Annotated in this window: 21 protein-coding genes; 11 read left to right on the plus strand and 10 right to left on the minus strand. The window is 62.6% G+C overall.

The features are described from left to right. Positions 1–53: 53 nt before the first annotated feature. From BMY91_RS09005 to BMY91_RS09030, 6 genes are all read left to right on the plus strand, one after another. Positions 54–986, plus strand: a complete 933-nt coding sequence (locus tag BMY91_RS09005) for a hydroxyacid dehydrogenase (RefSeq protein WP_090821064.1) — start codon at positions 54–56, stop codon at positions 984–986. Positions 987–1,052: 66 nt separating this feature from the next. Beyond that, positions 1,053–2,066 carry an inositol 2-dehydrogenase gene (iolG, locus tag BMY91_RS09010; RefSeq protein WP_090821066.1) on the plus strand — a complete coding sequence of 338 codons (1,014 nt, stop codon included), beginning with the start codon at positions 1,053–1,055 and terminating at the stop codon, positions 2,064–2,066. Further along, positions 2,063–2,848, plus strand: coding sequence for an SDR family oxidoreductase (locus BMY91_RS09015; protein ID WP_218143837.1), 786 nt, complete (start codon positions 2,063–2,065; stop codon positions 2,846–2,848). The genes iolG and BMY91_RS09015 overlap by 4 nt, the downstream gene beginning before the upstream one ends. Then, complete coding sequence (locus tag BMY91_RS09020; protein WP_090821070.1) at positions 2,845–3,732, plus strand: sugar phosphate isomerase/epimerase family protein; 888 nt, start codon at positions 2,845–2,847, stop codon at positions 3,730–3,732. Before BMY91_RS09015 ends, BMY91_RS09020 begins: the two co-directional genes overlap by 4 nt. A gap of 17 nt (positions 3,733–3,749) precedes the next feature. Further along, positions 3,750–4,754: a Gfo/Idh/MocA family protein gene (locus BMY91_RS09025; RefSeq protein ID WP_256212695.1), complete on the plus strand. Its 1,005-nt coding sequence runs from the start codon at positions 3,750–3,752 to the stop codon at positions 4,752–4,754. Next, entirely contained in the window at positions 4,754–6,247 is a 1,494-nt protein-coding gene (locus BMY91_RS09030; protein ID WP_090821074.1) for a CoA-acylating methylmalonate-semialdehyde dehydrogenase, read from the plus strand. Before BMY91_RS09025 ends, BMY91_RS09030 begins: the two co-directional genes overlap by 1 nt. Before the next feature lie 106 nt (positions 6,248–6,353). On the opposite strand, the gene BMY91_RS09035 is transcribed toward BMY91_RS09030, so the two are convergent. Further along, on the minus strand, positions 6,354–7,037 hold the full coding sequence (locus BMY91_RS09035; RefSeq protein WP_090821076.1) for a type 1 glutamine amidotransferase domain-containing protein: 684 nt from the start codon (positions 7,035–7,037) through the stop codon (positions 6,354–6,356). A 34-nt stretch (positions 7,038–7,071) separates the two neighbouring features. Continuing rightward, a complete protein-coding gene (locus BMY91_RS09040) occupies positions 7,072–7,680 on the minus strand; it encodes a TetR/AcrR family transcriptional regulator (protein WP_090821078.1) in 609 nt (202 codons plus the stop codon). An 86-nt stretch (positions 7,681–7,766) separates the two neighbouring features. Here BMY91_RS09040 and BMY91_RS09045 point away from each other — a divergent pair, with 86 nt between their 5' ends. Continuing rightward, the gene (locus BMY91_RS09045) at positions 7,767–8,708 is read left to right on the plus strand and encodes an NAD-dependent epimerase/dehydratase family protein (RefSeq protein ID WP_090821740.1); all 942 of its coding nucleotides are present in this window, start codon (positions 7,767–7,769) and stop codon (positions 8,706–8,708) included. A 126-nt stretch (positions 8,709–8,834) separates the two neighbouring features. Continuing rightward, positions 8,835–9,869 (plus strand): AAA family ATPase, encoded by a 1,035-nt coding sequence (locus tag BMY91_RS09050; protein ID WP_090821080.1) that lies wholly within the window; start codon positions 8,835–8,837, stop codon positions 9,867–9,869. Positions 9,870–9,878: 9 nt separating this feature from the next. On the opposite strand, the gene BMY91_RS09055 is transcribed toward BMY91_RS09050, so the two are convergent. Next, positions 9,879–10,607 carry a VOC family protein gene (locus BMY91_RS09055; protein WP_090821082.1) on the minus strand — a complete coding sequence of 243 codons (729 nt, stop codon included), beginning with the start codon at positions 10,605–10,607 and terminating at the stop codon, positions 9,879–9,881. Positions 10,608–10,724: 117 nt separating this feature from the next. Then, positions 10,725–12,188, minus strand: coding sequence for a mycothione reductase (mtr, locus tag BMY91_RS09060; protein ID WP_090821084.1), 1,464 nt, complete (start codon positions 12,186–12,188; stop codon positions 10,725–10,727). A 529-nt stretch (positions 12,189–12,717) separates the two neighbouring features. Here mtr and BMY91_RS09065 point away from each other — a divergent pair. Further along, positions 12,718–13,056 carry a DUF1801 domain-containing protein gene (locus tag BMY91_RS09065; RefSeq protein ID WP_090821086.1) on the plus strand — a complete coding sequence of 113 codons (339 nt, stop codon included), beginning with the start codon at positions 12,718–12,720 and terminating at the stop codon, positions 13,054–13,056. A gap of 62 nt (positions 13,057–13,118) precedes the next feature. Here BMY91_RS09065 and BMY91_RS09070 read toward each other — a convergent pair whose 3' ends face one another. From BMY91_RS09070 to BMY91_RS09085, 4 genes are all read right to left on the minus strand, one after another. Then, positions 13,119–13,886 carry an SCO1664 family protein gene (locus tag BMY91_RS09070; RefSeq protein ID WP_090821088.1) on the minus strand — a complete coding sequence of 256 codons (768 nt, stop codon included), beginning with the start codon at positions 13,884–13,886 and terminating at the stop codon, positions 13,119–13,121. After that, positions 13,886–14,440: a DUF3090 domain-containing protein gene (locus BMY91_RS09075; RefSeq protein WP_090821090.1), complete on the minus strand. Its 555-nt coding sequence runs from the start codon at positions 14,438–14,440 to the stop codon at positions 13,886–13,888. The genes BMY91_RS09070 and BMY91_RS09075 overlap by 1 nt, the downstream gene beginning before the upstream one ends. A gap of 24 nt (positions 14,441–14,464) precedes the next feature. After that, complete coding sequence (locus BMY91_RS09080; RefSeq protein WP_090821092.1) at positions 14,465–15,157, minus strand: histidine phosphatase family protein; 693 nt, start codon at positions 15,155–15,157, stop codon at positions 14,465–14,467. Between the two features lie 86 nt (positions 15,158–15,243). Next, a complete protein-coding gene (locus BMY91_RS09085) occupies positions 15,244–16,149 on the minus strand; it encodes a helix-turn-helix transcriptional regulator (protein ID WP_090821094.1) in 906 nt (301 codons plus the stop codon). Between the two features lie 153 nt (positions 16,150–16,302). Between BMY91_RS09085 and BMY91_RS09090 the strand changes: the two genes are divergently transcribed. Further along, positions 16,303–17,139 carry an SDR family oxidoreductase gene (locus tag BMY91_RS09090; RefSeq protein WP_256212664.1) on the plus strand — a complete coding sequence of 279 codons (837 nt, stop codon included), beginning with the start codon at positions 16,303–16,305 and terminating at the stop codon, positions 17,137–17,139. Positions 17,140–17,209: 70 nt separating this feature from the next. Here the strand turns inward: BMY91_RS09090 and BMY91_RS09095 are convergent, their stop codons facing one another. Then, on the minus strand, positions 17,210–17,788 hold the full coding sequence (locus BMY91_RS09095; RefSeq protein WP_143054060.1) for a hypothetical protein: 579 nt from the start codon (positions 17,786–17,788) through the stop codon (positions 17,210–17,212). A gap of 189 nt (positions 17,789–17,977) precedes the next feature. On the opposite strand from BMY91_RS09095, the gene BMY91_RS09100 reads away from it, so the two are divergent. Then, complete coding sequence (locus BMY91_RS09100; RefSeq protein WP_090821098.1) at positions 17,978–18,505, plus strand: DUF427 domain-containing protein; 528 nt, start codon at positions 17,978–17,980, stop codon at positions 18,503–18,505. Positions 18,506–18,518: 13 nt separating this feature from the next. Here BMY91_RS09100 and BMY91_RS09105 read toward each other — a convergent pair whose 3' ends face one another. After that, positions 18,519–19,823 (minus strand): FG-GAP repeat domain-containing protein, encoded by a 1,305-nt coding sequence (locus tag BMY91_RS09105; RefSeq protein WP_143054061.1) that lies wholly within the window; start codon positions 19,821–19,823, stop codon positions 18,519–18,521. Positions 19,824–19,901: the final 78 nt, after the last annotated feature.

The raw sequence follows: 19,901 nt of genomic DNA on the forward strand, positions 1-19,901 counted from the left end.
GCTGCTGGGCTACATCCAGCAGCGCTCCCACACCCACATCTTCAAGGATGACGATGGCTCCTTTAACCACACCTCAAATCTTTGTCGCTCTTGGCAGCGTCCAACCAGATCTGGTTGAACCGCTGCTCTCGGAAAACCAGCGACTCGTCCAACACCCCACGGCAGAGGATCTTGCCACTGCTGAGGCAGCAATCGTACGGGCCGCCTTTCGCGTGGACCGGGACATGCTGGACCGTATGCCCGCTCTCAAAGTCATTGCGAGAACGGGCGTGGGCACTGACCTCGTTGACCTCGCCGAGGCCCACCGCCGCGGCATCCCGGTAGTTATCACGCCCGGAAGCAATACGGCCTCAGTGGCTGAAGGCGTCTTCGCCCACTTACTGTCCCTGGTCAAGAAGCTGTCTCCGCTGACTGCGCTGGTTCGCGAGGGTCGCTGGGAGCATCGCACCGACGTCGTGGTTGGTGATCTGGAGGGATTCACGCTGGGAATCATCGGGTATGGCCGTATTGGCCGCCGTGTTGCCCGCATTGCCGAAGCATTTGACCTGAAAGTGCTGGCTTACGATCCCTACGCCGAGATCCCGGCCGCGATCCGCTGTGACAGCGTGGAGGAACTGCTGGCCGGCAGTGACTTCACCACCCTGCACGTACCGCTGACATCCGAGAACCAGAACCTCATGGATGCTTCGCGGCTGAAAGCCATGAAGACTGGGGCGGTCCTTATCAACTGCAGCAGGGGCGGCTTGATCGACCTCGATGCCGCGTACGAGGCGCTGAAGTCCGGGCAGTTGTCCGGGCTCGGCCTGGACGTCTTCGATCCCGAACCACCCACGCATCATCCGCTGTTTGACCATCCCAATGCAGTGCTCACCCCGCACCTGATGGGCTTCACCCGCCAAGGCATGGCGCACACCGTCAGGGACGCCGCCCAGGGCGCAGTGGATGTCCTCGCCGGCCGGAAACCAGCAGCTGTGGCGACGCCATGACAGTTCTCAAAACCATAAACCACGCCCGCTCAACGCCGGGCACCCCTCTGGAAAGGACCCCCATCAATGTCTGCTGACCGTCCCCTCAAGGTAGCGCTGTTCGGTTCAGGCCGCATTGGCCAAGTCCACGCCCGCAACATCCTGGCCAATCCCGGGCTTGAACTGGTTGCCATCGCGGACCCGTTTATCGACGGTGCACAGGCTCTTGCCGCTGGAACCAGCGCCGCGGCCGTCGCAACTGCTGACGAGGTCTTCGCCATCGATGGCCTGGATGCTGTGATCATCGGCTCGCCCACCAGCACCCACGTCGACCTCATTTCACGGGCGGCAGCACACGGGGTGGCAGCACTCTGTGAGAAGCCGATCGACCTGGACCTGGACCGCGTCCTGGCCTGCCGGGACAGCCTTCGCGGCAGCGAAACGCCGCTCATGCTCGGCTTCAACCGCCGCTTTGACCCCAACTTCGCCGCCGTCCAGTCCCGCGTGGCCGCCGGAGAAATCGGCAAGCTGGAGCAACTGACCATCATCAGCCGCGATCCTGCACCCGCCCCGGCCGCCTATATCGCCAGTTCCGGAGGTATCTTCCGGGATCAAAGCATCCATGACCTGGACATGGCCCGGTTCTTCGTTCCGGAGATCATCGAAGTTTCAGCGACCGGTTCCAACTTGTTCTGCGACTACATCGAGGAAGCCGGCGACTTCGACTCCGTGGTCATCACCTTGCGTGGCCGCAACGGGGAACAGATCACCATCATTAACTCCCGCCACAGCGCCTTCGGCCATGACCAGCGCCTCGAAGCCTTCGGCAGCGAAGGCATGCTCACCGCCGGCAACCTCACCCCCACCAGCGTGCGGAAGTTCACCGCGGCCGGCGCGGAAGAAGCCGACCCCTACCTGAACTTCTTCCTGGAGCGCTACGCCGAGGCCTACCGCAGCGAGCTGGACAGCTTCGCATCCGCTGTCCGTTCCGGCACGGCCTGCAGTCCAGGATTCGACGACGGACTCCAAGCTCTCCTGCTGGCGAACGCGGCAGAAGAGTCGGCGCGCTCCGGGCGTGTTGTGAAAATCGGGCAGGCATAACAATGGCACTCCTCAAGGACAAAGTGATCCTCATCAGCGGAGGCACCCAGGGACTGGGAGCTGGTGTCGCACGACGTGCTGCTGAGGAAGGAGCCGCCGGCATTGCCATCACCGGACGGAACGCCGACTCGGGCGAGCAGCTCGCTGCCGGGATCACCGCCACCGGGGTTGAAGCCCGGTTCATCAAGACAGACCTCGCTGATGTTGAACAAGCCCGGAACTCTGTCCTGGAAACGGTAGCGGCGTTCGGGCAGCTCGACTGCGCCGTCAATGCGGCCGGCCTGACTACCCGAGGCACCATGCTGGACACCACGCCAGAGCTGTTTGATGCCCACATGGCGGTGAACCTGAAGTCTCCGTTTTTCGTCATGGCCGAGACCATCAAGCATCTTCGCAGCAGGGGTGTTCCAGGAAGCATCCTGAACGTCATTTCCATCGCGGAACTCGGCGGGCAGCCGTATCTGGCGCCGTACGTAGCGGCGAAGGCGGGCCTGGCTGGCGTTACCAGAAATGCCGCCCACGCGCACCGTTGGGACAAGATCCGCATTAACGGCCTGGACATCGGGTGGACCGCCACAGATGGCGAAGCCGAAACACAAAAGAAGTTCCACGGCGCGGGGGATGACTGGCTGGAGAAGGCCAACGCATCCGTCCCCATGGGAAAGCTCGGACAAGTGGACGAGATCGCCGAATTCATTGTTTTTCTCCTCTCCGACAGGAGCGGTGTAGTCACAGGCTCAGTCATCGACTGGGACCAGAACGTACTTGGAGGATCAGATTGAGCACCATCACCAGCCGCCTCGCCGCAGCACCCATTTCGTGGGGAGTCTGTGAAGTCCCCGGATGGGGCCACCAACTCGACGCGGATAAGGTCCTGTCCGAAATGACCACACTGGGCATCAGCGCCACCGAGTTTGGGCCAGCCGGCTTCCTGCCCGAACAAGCAGCCCGGCGCGCCGAGGTCTTGAAACAGCACAAGCTGCAGGCCATCGGAGGCTTCTTCCCGGTCATTCTTCATGATCCGTCCAGGAATCCCTTGGAAGTGGTCGCTGCTGAACTGGATGCCTACGAGGCCGCAGGAGCCAGCATCATGGTCCTGGCAGCTGAGACCGGTGTTGCCGGTTACGATCAGCGCCACGTGCTCGACGCCGAAGGGTGGGAATTGTTCGGCCGGAACCTTGACGCCGTGGTCAAGGCCGCTGCGGACAAGGGAATCCAAGCGGTGGTCCACCCGCATGTAGGCACCATGATTGAGACCACCTCGGATGTGGACCGCGTCCTCAACGACACGGCAGCCAACCTTTGCCTGGACACAGGCCACCTGCTCATCGGCGGCACCGATCCCGGACTGCTGGTCCGCGACTACGCGGCACGCATCGGCCACACCCATCTCAAGGACGTGCGGACGAAGGTAGCGCGGCGCGTCCAGGCTGGCGAAAGCTCTTACACGGACGCAGTCAAGGAAGGCATGTATGTGCCTCTCGGGCAAGGCGACGTCGGCATCGCAGGGATCGTCCGGGACCTGCTGGACGCCGGCTACCAGGGCTGGTTCACCATGGAACAGGACACCATCCTCACTTCAGAACCCACGGACGAAGGGCCGGTCCGGGACGTCCGCCAGTCCGTTGAGTTCCTGCGTCACCTTGATGCGGAGATCGGAGGGTGAGCGCGGTCCGCTGGGGAGTGCTGACGACGGCACGGATCGCACAAGGACGTTTCCTGCCATCCATGAGCAGGGCGCGGAATGCCGTGGCATCTGCCATCAGCAGCCCCAACGGCAAAGCTGCGGAGGTTGCTGCACAGTTCGATATTCCATCGTCGTATGGATCCCACGAGGAGCTTCTGGCTGATCCAAACATCGAAGCCGTCTACCTGCCGTTCCCGAACTCGCTGCACGCTGACTGGATTGTTGCGGCCGCCGAAGCAGGGAAGGACATTCTCTGCGAGAAACCGCTGGTCGCCACCACCCACGACTACCGCAGGGTCATCGAAGCGTGTGAACGCAATGGCGTGAACCTCATGGAAGCGTTCATGTACCGCTTCCATCCGCAGCACCAGAAAGTACGAGAGTTCATCGATTCGGGCAGGATCGGCGAGCTGGTCTCCCTGCACGCGCGTTTCCACTTCGCCATGGACCGAACCAACAGTGAGGTCCGGCTCCAGCCAGGCATGGACGGGGGTGCCCTTAACGACGTCGGCTGTTACGCCGTCGACATCATGAACATGGTCATGGGCCGCGCCCCGGAGTCCGTCTATGGAAAGGGCACCAGCCGAACCGACGCCGTGGAAACCACTGTGGCGGCGATCCTTGATTACGGTGACGTCCTGGGCACGCTGGATTGCGGGTTCGAAGGGCCACGAACCCACACCTTCCAAGTCATTGGAACCAAAGGGCAGATCACTCTCGATAAGGCCTTCGACCCCGACCCCGGCGAAATAGCACGCGTCACCGTTTCCTTGCGCGACGGGCGAACGGAATCGTTTGACATCGGCGAAGACCAATTCAGAACCGAAATCGAACGGTTCAGTGCCTGGGTGCGCAACTCCGGCCCCGAAGTCATCCACCGGGAACTGACAGAACAGAACCTTGCCGTCCGCCTGGCCCTCCAGGAATCACTCGCCACCGGCCTGCCCCGCACAGTCAACGACGTCCATGCCGGGCAGCACCAACTACTTCAGGAGCAGTAATGACCATCATCAACCATTTCATCAGCGGCGCTGAGGCAGCCGGCAGCGGCACCGCCACCAAGCCTGTCTTTAACCCGGCCACCGGAGCCGTGACGGCCGAACTGCGACTGGCCAGCGCCGCCGATCTTGACACCACGGTGGCAGCAGCAAAAAAAGCAGCCGAGTCCTGGGGCGACATCTCCCTGGCCAAGCGCACCGCCGTGCTCTTCAAATTCCGTGAGCTGGTGGCGTCCCACGTCGAAGAGCTCGCCCAACTGATCACGTCCGAGCACGGCAAGGTCCTCAACGATGCCAAGGGCGAGATCGGCCGGGGCCTCGATGTCATTGAGTTTGCCTGTGGCATCCCACAGTTGCTCAAAGGCGAATATTCCGACCAGGTTTCCACGGGCATCGACGTCTTCTCCTTCCGGGAGCCGGTGGGCGTCGTTGCCGGCATCACCCCGTTCAACTTCCCCGTTATGGTGCCCCTCTGGATGGCTCCGATGGCCATTGCCACCGGTAACGCGTTTATCCTCAAGCCCTCGCATCGAGTGCCGTCCGCAGCCATGCTGATGGCCGAATTGTGGAAGGAAGCAGGCCTTCCCGACGGCGTCTTCCAGGTCCTGCATGGTGACCGCGACGTCGTCTCCGGACTGCTCACCCACCCGGACGTGGACGCTATCTCCTTCGTTGGATCCACGCCTGTGGCCCGGCACATCACCGAAGTTGCCACCGCGCACGGAAAGCGGGTCCAGGCGTTGGGAGGGGCGAAGAACCATGCGATCGTGATGCCCGACGCCGACCTGGACAACGCTGCCGACCATCTGGCCGCTGCGGCTTTCGGTTCCGCCGGGCAGCGCTGCATGGCCATCTCGGTTGCAGTCGCCGTCGGTGATGCCGCTGACCTGCTGGTCAAGAAGGTCGAAGAGCGCGCCCTCGACGTCAAGGTCAAGAACGGGACAGAAGCCGATGCTGACATGGGACCCGTAATCAGCCCCGAATCCCGGGACTTCATCGTCAAGACAGTCTCTGAAGCCGAAGCCGCTGGTGCCGCAATGGTGGTGGACGGACGCGACCTCGTGGTTCCCGGCCATGAGGAAGGCTTCTGGGTAGGTCCCACGGTCATCGACCACGTGAAAACCGAAATGAGCGCCTACCAGGAGGAGATCTTCGGACCTGTGCTCGTGGTGGTCCGCGTGAACGACCTCGAGGAAGGCATCCGACTGATCAACTCCAACCCGTACGGCAACGGAACCGCGATCTTCACGTCTTCCGGTGCCGCTGCGCGGAAGTTCCAACGTTCCGTGGACGTGGGAATGATCGGCATCAACGTACCGTTGCCTGTGCCGGTGGCTTACTACTCGTTCGGTGGATGGAAGGCATCGCTGTTCGGCGACAAACACATCTACGGTCCCGAAGGCGTCTCCTTCTACACCCGCGGCAAGGTCATCACCTCCCGCTGGCCGGAAACCAACCACGCGTCGGGTGCCTCGTACAACTTCCCTTCCAACTAGAGGGCATTGTCCACGGCCAACCTCCAAGGGCGGTCCCAGGCTTATCAGTTGGGACCGCCAGGCCGCACTGGAAGACCAGCACCTTTGCTTGCTTATCAGCAGATTTCTAGAGAAGCGCGGCAACCTTCTGGGCAGTCGCCTTCGCCGATCCCGGGTTCTGGCCGGTGACCAGGTTGCCGTCCGCAATTGCGTAGGAGACGAACGGGAGCAGGGCTTTCTCATAGAGTGCTCCGCGGTTCTTCATCTCCTCCTCCGCGTTGTATGGCACCAGCTTGTCGACGCGAGCCAGCACTTCTTCCTGCCACGCGAATCCGGTCACCTTGCGGTCTTTAACGAGGAGGCTGCCGTCCGAAAGCCTGATGTTGAGCAAACCGCAGTACCCATGGCAGACCGAGGACACGATGCCGCCTCGTTCCCAGATTTCGCGGGTGATCCTCTGCAATCCTTCGCTGTCAGGGAAGTCGTACATCACCGCATGACCGCCGGTGAAGTAAATGGCATCGTAGTCGGCCGGGTTGATGTTCTCAGGGGCGGCGGTGTTTTCGAGCAGGGCCATCCGTGCTGGGTTGTTGTGCCACGATTTAGCTGCTTTGTCGTAGCTGGGGAACTTCAGTGAGCGCGGTTCCAACGGGGTCCGCCCACCTTGTGGGCTGACAATGTCCTGTTCGAAACCGCGCTCTTGGAACACTTCCCAGGCGTGAACCAGCTCGGACAGCCAGAGGCCGGTCTGGTGCGAAGGATCCTGGTAGTGGCTGACATTGGTGACGACGTGAAGGATGCGTTGTGTCATGCTCGTTCTCCTGAGGGAGGTGGCGGGATCGGGACTAGCCGCCCGAGGTGTTGTTGTTCAGCGCGAAGAGCGCCCCAACCGCCGACTTCACGCGGGCTGCAACGTCGTCGCTGGTTTGAGGCCGTAACTTGCCGTCGAGGTGAAGGAACGCCAGTCCGTGCGCCACGCTCCACAACGCGATGGACAAATTGGGGTTGTTGGCGCCCGGGAAAAGGCTCGCTATTGATTGGTTCAACATCTGGTGAAGCTGCTCCGAGGCGTGCACACGGTCGCTGTCCTCCTGGTCGCATTCGTTGCCGAACATCAACCGGAATACGGCCGGCCGTCTCAAGGCGAACGCAACGTAGGCCACTCCGAGTGCCGTGATCACCTCTTCTGGCGCCGCGGGCGCCGCGGGCTCCGTCGAGCCCGCCAATGCAGCCTCGAGGTCCACTCGCAGGTCTCTGAATCCCTCGATCGCAACCGCACTGTCCAGCGCTTCCCTGTCCGCGAAGTGCCGGTACGGCGCTGTGGGTGACACGCCTGCGCGTCGAGCGACGGCCCGCAACGAGAATGGCTCGCCCGCTTCCAGGCCCTCAATCGCCGCAGCGAGCAGGGCTGCCCGAAGATCACCATGGTGATACGGCTTTACCGATGTTGACACTGCTAACTTCGCCTCCTACGCTGATGTAAGCAGTGCAAACATATCGCATTGCGAATCCGATGTCATCCGAATCAGCAGAGGTTCAAATGCAGACCATACTGGGCGCCAATGGCCAGATCGCCGTGGAACTAGCCCGCGAGCTAACACGCGCCTACACGCCCGACTTGCGGCTGGTGAGCCGCAACCCACGCAAGGTGAGCGAGTCCGACGTCGTGATAAGTGCGGACCTGCTCGACGCCGGGCAGACGGCTGCCGCTGTTGAGGGCAGCGACGTCGTGTATTTCACCGCGGGGCTGCCGGCGAAGACTGAACTATGGGAGGCGCAGTTCCCTACGATGCTCCGGAACGCGCTGGATGCGACGCGTGAGGCCGGGGCGAAGTTCGTCTACTTCGACAACACGTACATGTATCCCCAGGACGATCGCGTCCAGACTGAAGAGACGCCGTTCGCTCCCAACGGAAGAAAAGGCATGGTCCGCGCGGCAATGGCGTCGATGGTGCTTGAGGAGATGGCCCGCGGCGACATTCCCGTCCTCATCGCCCGCGCTCCCGAGTTTTACGGGCCGGGGAGGACGCAGAGCTTCACCAACACCCTGATCATCGATCCTCTCAAGGCCGGTAGAAAGCCCCGCATCCCAGTGCGGGATGACCGGCTCCGCACACTCATCTGGACCCCGGACGCCAGCCGTGCACTTGCACTCCTGGGCAACACACCGGACGCCTATGGGCAGACGTGGCACCTTCCGGTCGCGGAAGAACGGCCGAGCTACCGGGAATTCGCCACCATGGCCAGCGAAGCGTTTGGCCAGGAGCCCGGCTACACGGTTGTTCCCAGACGGCTCCTCAGCGCAGCCGGGCTATTCTCTGCGCAGGTACGGGAACTAAGGGAACTCCTGCCGCGCTACGAACACCACAACCGCTTCGACTCCACGAAGTTCACCGCCCGCTTCCCGGAGTTCGCAATCACCTCTTACCGCGATGGCCTCGCCATCATCAACGCAGAAGATCGACTGCGCAGGGCAGAGTAGCGGCAATGGCGTCCGGGACGGCATTTGCAGCGCTCAAACACAGGTGCGGGAAGGTGGGCTATCACTGGGGGACCAAAGAGGATCGAGGACCCACTGCAGCCGGAGTTCGAGGACTACAGTGGGTGTATGGCTGCCAGCCGAAATCCGCTCGATGACCTGCGCGAAACCATCGGCCATTTGGCCAATCAGCTCAAGCTGCCCGGTTCGGAGCGCGTGGACGAACTGGTGGGCGATGTCCTTGGTCCGAGGCCCGGTCCGGGCCGGCCGTTGTCCGAGGTGCAAGCCGAACTCGATGCATTGATCGGGCTGGAGACTGTGAAGGAGCAGGTGCGCGGCCTTGTCGCATTACTCCAGGTCCAGGCCCGCCGTAAAAGTCATGGCCTGCCGGAGGTGGCAACGTCACAGCATTTGGTGTTCCTTGGAAACCCGGGCACGGGCAAAACGACTGTGGCGCGGCTTCTGGCCGAAATGTACCGGGCAGTTGGGCTGTTGCAGAAAGGTCACCTGGTGGAAGTCGACCGTTCGGGCCTGGTGGGGCAGTACGTCGGGGCAACCGCCATCAAGACGGACCGCGTGATCCGGCGCGCACTCGACGGTGTCCTGTTCATCGACGAAGCCTACGCGCTGGCCCCGGAGGACGGACGGATGGACTTCGGACCCGAGGCGATCGAGGTTCTGCTCAAGCGGATGGAGGACCACCGGCACCGTTTGGTGGTGATCGTGGCGGGGTATCCGCGGCTGATGGAGTCATTCTTGCTCTCCAATCCCGGGCTGCGCTCCCGGTTTGCTCGCGAGATCACGTTTCCTGACTACTCGGTGGACGAGCTTCAGACGATCTTCCATAGGATGCTGGTCCAGCATGAGTACACGCTGGAGCCCGGTGCTGAACAGATGCTGCGCCGCATCCTCGCCGGGCTCCATCCGGGCGAGGATTCCGGCAACGCACGGTTCGCCAGGACACTGTTCGAGCAGGCGCTCAACCGCCAGGCGTTGAGGCTGTCGCTCGACGACGCACAGAGTCTCGACGCGCTCGATCGTGAAGCCGTCATGACTCTCACCACAGATGACCTTGTCAAAGCCGCTCTGGCTTTGGGCGAAGAGCCGGAGCCAGAACCGAGCCCGGAACCGGAACGGTCCCGCTGGTGGCGATGGCTGGCCTGACGGACGTGGTCAGCCTCCGGCGCTGAGTGCCTGCTCCAGATCCGTCGCGTTGGCCAGCGCTTCGCCCAACTTCTCCCGCTGCTCGCTGGTGAGCTCCACGGCTGCGACCTCAGTCAGCAGTACGCCAGCCCCTGCCGTGTCACCAAGCCGCATCGCGAGCTCGGCGCCGTAAACCAGCGCTTCGACCAGGTCGGTGACCGGGGCCGACGCGCGGTGCCGGTTCAGCGCGCTGCCCAGGATCCGGGCTGCCTGCTGTGTGTCACCCTTGGAGTCGCCCAGTACGACCGCGTTCTGAAGGGCCTTCGCGAGCCGGCTGGAGGGTTCCTCGGTGTTGTCGTCCGCCGATCCGGTGTTGTGAAAGATCCGGATCCAGTTGCCGCCGGGGTCTACTACCGAGAAGCCGGCCGCGTTGCCGGTGTTTTTCCGCTTGCGTGGCCTGGTCATTCGCGGGATGCCGGAGACCAGAACCTTGCCGTGCACTGCACGCATGCCAGCGGCGAAAGCTTCATAGAGCGCCATGGTGTCCTCCACCAGGACCACGCACGATCCGTACGAGGCCTCCGGGTCAAAGTCGTCCAGCCCGAAGAACTGAAGCTGGAAGTCTTCGCGGCGGAGGCCGACGCAGGGGTAGGGCTTGGTTTGCCAGTAGGTGCGCTCAAAACCAAGCATCTGGTAGAAGTCCGCGATCTCGTCGATGGATCTGCAGGGCAGCAGGGGAACCGTAATCTCGCCGGACATGGCTTCATCCTCACGCGTAGGAGAGCAGCAACAGTGCACATCCTACGTCAGAGGTGCGAGGGTGCCCAGAAGCGATGGCGGCGGACCGTGGGCGTAACGCCATACCGGAAGAGTTTGTTATGCGTGGCTTATGCCGGCGGTGTGTTCCGAGGACTTATCGGCCTGGTCTTTTTGGCTGAAGGTGAGGCCGAGGAGCGCGTTTTCGGTGACTTCGGGCAGTGCGGGGTGGATCCAGTATTGTTTGGCTGCGAATTCGCGGACGTCCAGATCGAAGGCGAGGACGGTGATCATTTGCTGGATCAGGGTTGATGCGTGCGGGCCCATGTAGTGGGCGCCCAGGAGTTTGCCGGTGTCCTGGTCTGCGATGAGTTTGCAGATTCCCGTGGTGTCTTCCAAGGCCCAGCCGTAGGCAACGTCCCCGTAGTCCTGGATTTTGGTGGTCACGTTGTGGCCGTGGTTGAGGGCTTGGTCTTCGGTCATGCCGACGGTGGCGATCTGGGGATGGGTAAACGTGGCGGCGGGGACGTGATCGTGCGGCATTTTCTGCAGGCTGCCCGGGTTCAGCAGGTTGTGGCGCACTGCGCGCATCTCGGCGTTCGCGACGTGCTTGAGCATGTGAGGCGAGGAGACGTCACCCAAGGCCCAGACACCTGCGGCGGACGTCGACCGGCCGTATTCGTCCACCTTGATCCGACCGTCGTCTGTCATGTCAATCCTGGCGGAGGGCAGGTCCAGCAAGTCTCCGTTAGGGACGCGTCCGGTGGCTACCAGCAGTACCTCCCCGGTGGCGGAGGTGCCGTCGTCGAGCTTGACGGTTATGCCCCGGTCCGTTTGCTCGGCGCCGGTGGGGGTCCGGCCGAACCGGATGTCGAAGCGTTCTGCGGCCAGGGTGTTGAATCGGTCGTGGAGGTCGGTGTCGAGGTTCCGCAGGAGCGTCGAGCGGGGGATGATCGTGACGTCGGTTCCGAGGGCGTCGAAGACGTGGGCGAACTCCATGGCAATGTAACCTCCGCCAATGATCACCAAGGATTTGGGCAGTTCCGGCAGGCGCATGATGTCTTCGTTGGTGTGGTACCGCACCCCCGAAGTGGCGATGGCCTCGGGGATCATGGGCCTGGAGCCCGCGGCAATGACCACGTGGTCGCCGGAGATGGTTTTCTGCTGATCGCCCTGGCCGGTTCGCAGAGTGCGTTCTCCGATAAAGACGGCATGCTGGTCGTAGACATCAATGTTCGGGGTCCGGGGGCCACGGCGATACTCCTCACCGGCGGCGGCGATCGGATCAACACGGTCCTCGAAGATCCGTGTGACGATGTCCGGCCAATCCACGGAATCGATTGTTGCGTGGAGGCCCAACCGCCCGGCCTCAAGAATGTCCAGCGCGGTGTCAGCGGTGTGAACATACATTTTCGACGGGATGCAGCCGACATTCAGGCAGGTTCCGCCGAACGTACCTTCCTCTATGATCGCGATGGACCGGTCATCGAACCCGGGTCCGGGAATGGAGTTCCCGGACCCGGAGCCGATGATGACCAAGTCGTAGTGCCTATCTACGGGGATGTCGCTGGCGCCAGTGTGCATAGTGGTAGTCCTTAGTCCGGGGTCTCCTCAACCCTACTGAACACGAGCCGAACCGGACCGCCGCCATCACACAGAAAAGCGCAGATGAGCCGATCAGGGCGGTGGCCACGGAGTAGCGGGCCATGGTCGTGTATCCGGATTTGGTCCCTGTCACACGTACTTTGATGGCGATTCCCTTGTCCGCGGCGACCAATTTGTACGTCTGGGCCGTGGCAACGGCATGGGAAAGGTCCTTTTCCCCACGAAAGTGACTGAAGGGACCGAGTGGTCCTCTGTCATCGTAGGCGTCGGCCCAAGGCCGTGCCATGGGGAGATCTGCCCCGTCGATTGCGGCCAGAGAGGGCAAGCGGGCGGCGCTTCCGCCAGGTGGGTTCGCGGCAGAACCTGGGCTCGGCAGAAGTGGCGCTGCCTCGACTACCTCACGCACGCGACGTAAGCTTGCCGCGTCGCTCATGGCACATGACGTCGATGATCCGGACGTGCACGGCCGGGCATCACTGGATGAGAACTACAAGGAGGCTCGAAAACAATGTTTACGAAGAAGGGCGACGATGCTGCTCTCGCCAAACTCCGCGATGCGCCGGCCCCATTTGGGGAGATTGGGGTGCGCCTCCACAGCATTATCCGGGAGAGTGCGCCGTCCTTGGAGCCGATTGTGCGATGGGGTTTGCCTTTCTACGTGAAGGACGGCAAAGACATTTGCTATATCAAGCCGGACAAGGAATACATTGTGTTTGGGTTTGGTGAAGTGGTGAACCCTGCGCGTCAGGAGGGGGAGCACATGCACCCGGTTGCGTGGACCTTCACCTCGCTGGATGCTGCGACGGAGGCCAGGGTCCGGGCACTCGTCGAGAAAGCGGCTGCCTGACACGGACCCGCTTTTGGTGGGTCGCAGATGCCCTGGGCCGATGCGCGACCGAAGTCACTCGTCTAGAACAACGGCCAGGGCACCGCGGGCATCCCACCACTCGGAGCCGGAAAACGGCCGTCCAAACGCAGACGGGAGCAGCGGGCAGCGAGAGATGCGATTTCTTGGGTGCTGATCAACCCCGCCAAGTCCCGGCCCAGCCCAGCGTTCAGTGCCTCGGACACCCGATCGAGGCCTTCGAGTTCCTCGGCATCAAGATCGTCGCCCAGCCATCCCCAGAGCACGGTGCGCAGCTTGTGGTCAGTGTGAAAGGTAAGCCCGTGGTCCACGCCGTGCCTGGGTCCATCAGTCATGGCAAGAATGTGGTTGCCTTTGCGGTCGGCGTTGTTGACCACTACGTCAAATACCGCCATGCGCCTGAGGGCAGGCGAGTCTTCGTGAACGAGGGCCACAATATTTCCGTTCTCGTCCTGCCCCTCAAGAACCTGTTTCCAGCCCGTCTCCGGCATATCCTCAGCAGCCACCAGGTTCACGGCGCTCTGGTCTGGGTCCTGCTCCTGCCAGAGCTGGACCATACCTTCACCCAAGGGACCTTCACGCAGCCACGTGCGCGGCACGATGTCCCAGCCGAGGACTTGCGAGACCAGATATGCGGCCACCTCACGGTGGGCGAGCGTGCCGTCCGGAAAATCCCAGAGCGGACTTTCGCCAGCTATCGGTTTATAGACCACAGGCACCTTGCCGATGCTGCCCAGAAATGTCGCGTTTGAGGCGGTGGTGATACGGCCGGTAAGGGTTAGCTCGGCGGTCACCAGGTCCAGCGACGGCATTAGACTTCGGGCAGAGTGCACTCGTGCCCGTCGGCGTCCATGGGGTAACCGCAGAGCGGGCATGCCGGACGCCCTGCGCCTACGACCTCGCGGGTGCGCTTGGCGAAGGCCCGGGCAGTGCCCACCGGCATGCGGACCAGCATCATTTCGCTTTCGTCAGTGCTGTTCTCCGTGAGTGGCTCGTCAATGTCATCAGCCTGGACATCGGCGAGGGAGTAGGCCTCAAGGACGATCTGAGCCGTGGTTGGATCCCAGTCCAGAGTCATGGCACCGGTGCGAAACTGTTCGTGAGGGGTCTCAAGCGGTTCATTGTCCACGAGTTCAATGGGCGTACTTGTGGGAACGCTGAAGGGGTTGCCGTCGATGGTGATGAGCTGATCGAGGACTTCGTCGATCTTTTCCGCGAGAACAGCCGACTGTTCCTTCTCGAGGGCGATGCTCACCATTTGTGCCCCTGTGCGCACCTGCAGGTAAAACGTGCGTGCTCCTGGAAGGCCAATGGTGCCAATGACAACCCGATCAGGCCAGGCAAACTCGTGAACGCGTGTAGGCATGTCAGTATCTTAGGCACATGAGGTTTATGGCGTCTTCTGCCCTGAGCCGCCGCCCACCGGTGCGTCGCCAGAACGGATGCCGTTCGACAGCCACGACAGATCGCCGGCCTCGGTGTTGGTGGCGTAGACGCTCGGCCGGCCAGCGCTGAAGTTGACGATTGATACGGAGGCAGGGCTGACGTTTATCCGCTGGAACAGGTCAAGGTGCATGCCGAGCGCGTCGGCGAGGATTGACTTGATGACATCGCCGTGGCTTACCGCCACCCATACGGCCCCTGGACCATGCTCGGCTTCGAAGGCTGCATCGTGGCGTCTGATCGCTGCCACCGAGCGGTACTGCATCGCTGCCATGGACTCACCCCCTGGGAAGACGACGGCGGATGGTTGCGACTGCACCAGGGGCCACAAATCCTCGGTTGCCAGATCGCTGAGCTTGCGTCCCTGCCACTGGCCGTAATCGCATTCGGTGAGGTCGGGGTCGACAGGCGCAGAGGGGGCGCCGGCCTGGCGATCGATGATGAGCTGCGCGGTCTGCCGGCAACGCTCAAGCGGGCTCGACACCACCCCGACGACCGGAACGCTTGCGAGCCGCTCTCCGGTCAGGGCCGCTTGGTTCCGCCCGACCTGGTCCAAGCTGACGCCGTCGGCCCGACCAGCCAGCAGTCCACTGGCATTGGCTGTAGTGCGGCCGTGCCGCACGAGAATGAGAGTTGCCATCCGCCCAGCCTATCCACCCGCTGGTTGTTTGTGTCGCCACGATCGACCGGGCGGTGGAGGCTCTGGCGCCGTCAACTGGTGAAATGTCACTTCCTGGTATCGATGTCTGACGCCGATGGGGAGACTGTGGCGGGTTCGACGGTGTGGGTGTTTGCCCAGTTCGCCAGTAGTTGGAGCCCGTCGTGGGACGGGCTCCCTGGTTGGGCTGAAAATACGAGCATGTGAAGGCTCTTGTCGGTGGCCAGTTCGAGGCCGATGTAGTTGAGGTCAAGGTCCCCGACGATCGGATGATGGATGCTCTTGACTCCGGTTCGGTGTTCGCGGACATCGTGCGCTCCCCAGAGCTTCCGGAAGAAGTCGCTGCGGGTGGAGAGTTCGCCTACAAGGTCGCTGAGCTTGCGGTCGTAGGGGGAGCGGCCCGCTTCGACCCGAAGGAGGGCGACGATCTGGCGCGCATTGGATTCCCAGTCCGGATAGAACAGCTGGGCTTTGGGATCAAGAAACACGAAACGCGCCGCGTTCACCGGTTGCGGGGAGTCACTGAACATCTCGGGAAACAGGGCTTTGCCGAGCCGATTAGCGGCGACGGCGTCGAGCCTGCCGTTTTGCACGAAGACGGGCACTGTGGACATCGCGTCAAGGGTTTGCTGCAGGACCGGGTTGGTCCTCAAGGACCGGGCGGGGCGCCTGCGATACGGACGTGTTCCGGTATTGGCTGATCGGATGAGCTCGTTGAGATGTGCGTGCTCGGCATCGTCGAGTTGGAGGGCCCTGCTGACCCCATCAACGACAGCCTCCGAGACTCCTTTGGCGTTACCGCGTTCCAGTCGCTTGTAGTACTCGACGCTCATTCCCGCCAGCAAAGCCACTTCTTCACGCCTCAGGCCAGGTACCCGCCTGCGTCCACCAAAGTCCGGTAATCCCGTTTGCTCGAGGTCGAGCTTGGCTCGGCGCGACATGAGGAACTGGCTGAGATCGTCCTGGGTGCTCATGGAATCGAAGGTACTCCACTCGGGGCGATCTATAGGGGCCCTGTTGGGGAACCCATAGGTAGGGTCTCGCTAGCCTTCGCGCCAGCCCGTTGACTTGTGTTCATGGGCCGCTGCGAAACCGCAACGGACAACGAAGACAGAAAAGGCATCATCTTGACTAACGTATGGTTCATCACTGGAGCCGCCCGCGGCATGGGCGTAGATCTGGCCAAGGCAGCGCTGAATGCCGGCCACCGGGTGGTTGGCACGGCGCGGGACGCTGCCAAGGTAACCGCCGCCCTCGGCGAACACGAAAACCTTCTGGCTTTGTCCTTGGATGTGACCGACGCCGATGCGGCCACGGCGGCCATCAAAGCTGCAGTTGGACGCTTTGGAAGCGTCGACGTCCTGGTCAACAACGCGGGCAACTTTTACGCCGGGTACTTCGAGGAAATCAGCGATGCACAGTTCCGAGCGCAGATGGAGACCAACTTCTTCGGCCCTCTGAACGTCACAAGGGCTGCCCTCCCGGTCATGCGCAAGCAGCGGCGTGGCCACGTCATCACCATCACGTCCGCCGCCGGCATCATCGGCCAGGAGTTCTGCGCCGCCTACGCCGCATCGAAGTTCGCCCTCGAAGGCTGGATGGAGTCCCTCCACTACGACGTCCAACCCTTCGGCATTCACACCACCATTGTCGAGCCCGGCTTCTTCCGCACAGAACTCCTCGTCGAAGGCGCCTCCTCGATCTGGCCCGAGCTCTCCATCGATTACTACGCCGAGCGCACCACCCAGACCATCGCAGTGTGGAAGAGCATGAACGGTCTGCAGGGCGGAGACCCCGCCAAACTCGGTGCGGCGTTGGTCACCATCGCCGACCTGGAAACCCCTCCGCTGCGGTTCGTCGCCGGAGCTGACGTGGTTGCCGGCGTCGAGCAAAAAGCCAGCCTGCTCCTCGCCCAGGTCGACGCGCATCGCGAACTCTCCTCCACCATGGCGATCGACGCGTGAGTCACTGACCCCTCCGCTCGTCCGTCCCGTGAGCAAGGCAGCCGAAGCGGTGCCGTAACACCGGACCGTCTCAGCGCCGGTGTTCCCCCAAAACCCACCGGAGGGGGAGTGAGGCGTTGACGAGCAGCACCGCGATCACGAACCAGCCGGCAAAGAGGAGGCCGCCGTCGGGGATTTCCGCGGTGCTGGTCGTGCCGCCGGCCGTCACGGATTCCTGAACCGGCTTGACGTAACCGGCCACGATCAGCGCGAGTCCTGCTGCGGCAGTGAGCAGGTAGATCCGCCCGTTGCCGGCCCACCAGCGATTGATCGACGGCACCAGGCGCAGCGGCAGTCCGAGCACCACAGCGATCAGGATGGCGAACGGGGGAGCAATAATTCCTCCGAGTATCCAGCCGATGAAGCTCCCCACGCCATCATATTCCCGCGATGTTGCCGCCATGGTGAACACGATCCAGGAGGGCGCCAGGAGCGCGAAAGCCAATGCCAGTTGGCTGGGCTTTGCCAAGCCTGTGGCTCCGTAGCGAACCGCTGGGATGTCGCCCAACGTCACCGCTGGTCCTTGGGGTCTGGACACGTCGTCCTGGTTCCAGGCTGCGCTTGGTAGCTGCTCGGTACGTCTCCGGTCTGCGTTGAGTGGGTCCCCCATGACGCCATTATGCCCGTGGTTCGCCCCGCCGCCGGCAGCCTTCCTTCGCAGCGGGCGGAACGTGGCGGTTCTTATTCGGCACAAAGGCCGTCACGCTGGAAGCGACCAAAAGGTCTTCTTCACGCCTGGGACCCGACGACGGTAATATTCGCCGTGCTCAACCGGCCGCCCTGGTGGCACCATGGACTCATGGCTCAAGCTCACGGCTTTTTCGGCGGCATTAAGCGTCCGCACCCCATCAAGCCCCGTCCCGGTCAGGAGTCTGTCTGGGACTATCCGCGGCCCCCGCGGGTGGAGGTTCGGACTGATCGGATCGTTGTGCGGCTTGCCGGACAGGTCATTGTGGACACCACGGATGCCGTGCGAGTACTGGAAACCAGCCATCCGCCCGTCTACTACCTGCCCATGGATGCGTTTCCGTCGGGTGCACTTGTAGGGGCCGAGGGCTTCAGTTTTTGCGAGTTCAAGGGAAGGGCCCACTACTTCGACGTGGTGGCAGGCGGAATCTGGGTCCCGCGCGCTGGGTGGCGGTACCCGGAACCCAGCCCGGGTTTCGAGGCCCTCAAGGACCGGGTGGCACTGTACCCGGAGGGTATGGATGCCTGTCAGGTCAACGGTGAGCAGGTGACCTTCCAGGAGGGCAACTTCTACGGCGGCTGGATCACCCGGAAGATCGTCGGTCCGTTTAAGGGGGGTCCGGGCACTGCTGGGTGGTAAGCCTTTCAGCCGGCTAGATAAGCGAGCGGAAGATGTCCCAGCCTGTGCCAATGGTTTGGTCTGTGGGGACGAATCCTGAGTACTTGAGCAGGTCTCCATGAGGGTTGATGGCGATAGTGTCGTTGCGGGTCACAGTGTGACCCCAATGGATCGCCTCACCCAGGTTGTGGGAATAGCTGCCGGCGCCGATGACATCAATCATGACTCCCCAGCCGGGCCCCCAGGTACCCGCGCCTTCCCAGCCGCCTTGGCCATCGGAGCGGTAATGGTGCATGTAGCCGGCGTGATTACGCCCAAGGATGTCCACATTTCCGTCGCCGCTGAGGTCGCCGGAGGCGATGATCTTGTCAAATACCTGCCAGCCGGTGCCCACCACCTCTGGTTCTTTCCAGCCGCCGGCACCGTCACCCGGGTAAAGGTGAAGATCGCCCTCGGCGTCGCGGCCAAGAACGTCGTTGACGGTATCCCCATCGAAATCGCCCGGGCCCACGATCGAGTCGAAAACATTCCAGCCTGTACCCACGATTGACCTGTCCCTCCAGCCCCCGTGGCCGTCGCCTGGGTACAGGTAGAGGTCTCCCTCAGCATCCCGGGCGAGGACGTCGTTGTTTCCGTCGCCGTCAAAGTCACCGGGGGAGAACACGATGTTGAAAACGTCCCATCCGGTGCCCACCAGCCGGGGTTCATCCCACCTCGCCGACTCGTAGCTGGGGCACAATCCTTGGTCGCAAGAGCCAAGGGCGTAAGTGTACGTCCGCGGATACAGGACCAGCCGGCCGTCGTCCGTGCGGCCCATCAGCTCGAAGTTTCCGCGCCCGGTCCAGCCCATGGCGCGGTTCGACGCCGCAATGGGCGCTGTCTCCTCGCTGTGCAGCAGCGTGTTCTGGTCACCCCGTAGGGAGTCGCCGCACTGCTTCTTCTCCGGAGTCGTGGCGTAAACGTTGAACGAAAGTCGATTCCCCCGGTCCGAGGGCAGAATCTTGAGCGGTTCCACCTGCCGTTCAGGAGGAAGAGGCGTGCCGTTGCTGAGCCATTCGATCGTGTACCCATCAGGCGCGGCCTGGGTCTTGTCGCAGCCCGAAAATTCTGCTGGAGCTCCCATGCGCAACTCTGACCCGACGTACGGCATGCCGATCATGGACACGATCCCGTCCATGTCAATGTGGTGCAGGGGCTGGGCCCCTGCGGTGGTTGCAGACGCGGGGGCCGCCCCGGATCCCACCAATCCAGCAACCAGCAGTACAGCCGTTGCCCAGAGTCGTTGTGGCGATGTTCCACGCAGGGGGCCACGAGCAATTGAGCGAAACAACAAAGACATCAGATAGCCTCATCCCTGGGTTGGCCCACAATCCGGTGGCGGCAGCAGACCCGTAACGGGCCCATAGGTCCAAACCTA

Source organism: Arthrobacter sp. yr096, assembly GCF_900108925.1.
Taxonomy (GTDB): Bacteria; Actinomycetota; Actinomycetes; order Actinomycetales; family Micrococcaceae; genus Arthrobacter.

Bases quoted from the DNA above. Each gene is read 5' to 3' on its own strand.
- iolG (WP_090821066.1), top strand. From the start codon at position 1,053: ATGTCTGCTGACCGTCCCCTCAAGGTAGCGCTGTTCGGTTCAGGCCGC.
- BMY91_RS09065 (WP_090821086.1), top strand. From the start codon at position 12,718: ATGTTTACGAAGAAGGGCGACGATGCTGCTCTCGCCAAACTCCGCGAT.
- BMY91_RS09050 (WP_090821080.1), top strand. From the start codon at position 8,835: ATGGCTGCCAGCCGAAATCCGCTCGATGACCTGCGCGAAACCATCGGC.
- BMY91_RS09105 (WP_143054061.1), bottom strand. From the start codon at position 19,823: ATGTCTTTGTTGTTTCGCTCAATTGCTCGTGGCCCCCTGCGTGGAACA.
- BMY91_RS09055 (WP_090821082.1), bottom strand. From the start codon at position 10,607: ATGTCCGGCGAGATTACGGTTCCCCTGCTGCCCTGCAGATCCATCGAC.
- BMY91_RS09035 (WP_090821076.1), bottom strand. From the start codon at position 7,037: ATGACACAACGCATCCTTCACGTCGTCACCAATGTCAGCCACTACCAG.
- BMY91_RS09070 (WP_090821088.1), bottom strand. From the start codon at position 13,886: ATGCCGTCGCTGGACCTGGTGACCGCCGAGCTAACCCTTACCGGCCGT.
- mtr (WP_090821084.1), bottom strand. From the start codon at position 12,188: ATGCACACTGGCGCCAGCGACATCCCCGTAGATAGGCACTACGACTTG.
- BMY91_RS09005 (WP_090821064.1), top strand. From the start codon at position 54: ATGGCTCCTTTAACCACACCTCAAATCTTTGTCGCTCTTGGCAGCGTC.
- BMY91_RS09100 (WP_090821098.1), top strand. From the start codon at position 17,978: ATGGCTCAAGCTCACGGCTTTTTCGGCGGCATTAAGCGTCCGCACCCC.
- BMY91_RS09075 (WP_090821090.1), bottom strand. From the start codon at position 14,440: ATGCCTACACGCGTTCACGAGTTTGCCTGGCCTGATCGGGTTGTCATT.
- BMY91_RS09045 (WP_090821740.1), top strand. From the start codon at position 7,767: ATGCAGACCATACTGGGCGCCAATGGCCAGATCGCCGTGGAACTAGCC.
- BMY91_RS09030 (WP_090821074.1), top strand. From the start codon at position 4,754: ATGACCATCATCAACCATTTCATCAGCGGCGCTGAGGCAGCCGGCAGC.
- BMY91_RS09085 (WP_090821094.1), bottom strand. From the start codon at position 16,149: ATGAGCACCCAGGACGATCTCAGCCAGTTCCTCATGTCGCGCCGAGCC.
- BMY91_RS09080 (WP_090821092.1), bottom strand. From the start codon at position 15,157: ATGGCAACTCTCATTCTCGTGCGGCACGGCCGCACTACAGCCAATGCC.
- BMY91_RS09095 (WP_143054060.1), bottom strand. From the start codon at position 17,788: ATGGGGGACCCACTCAACGCAGACCGGAGACGTACCGAGCAGCTACCA.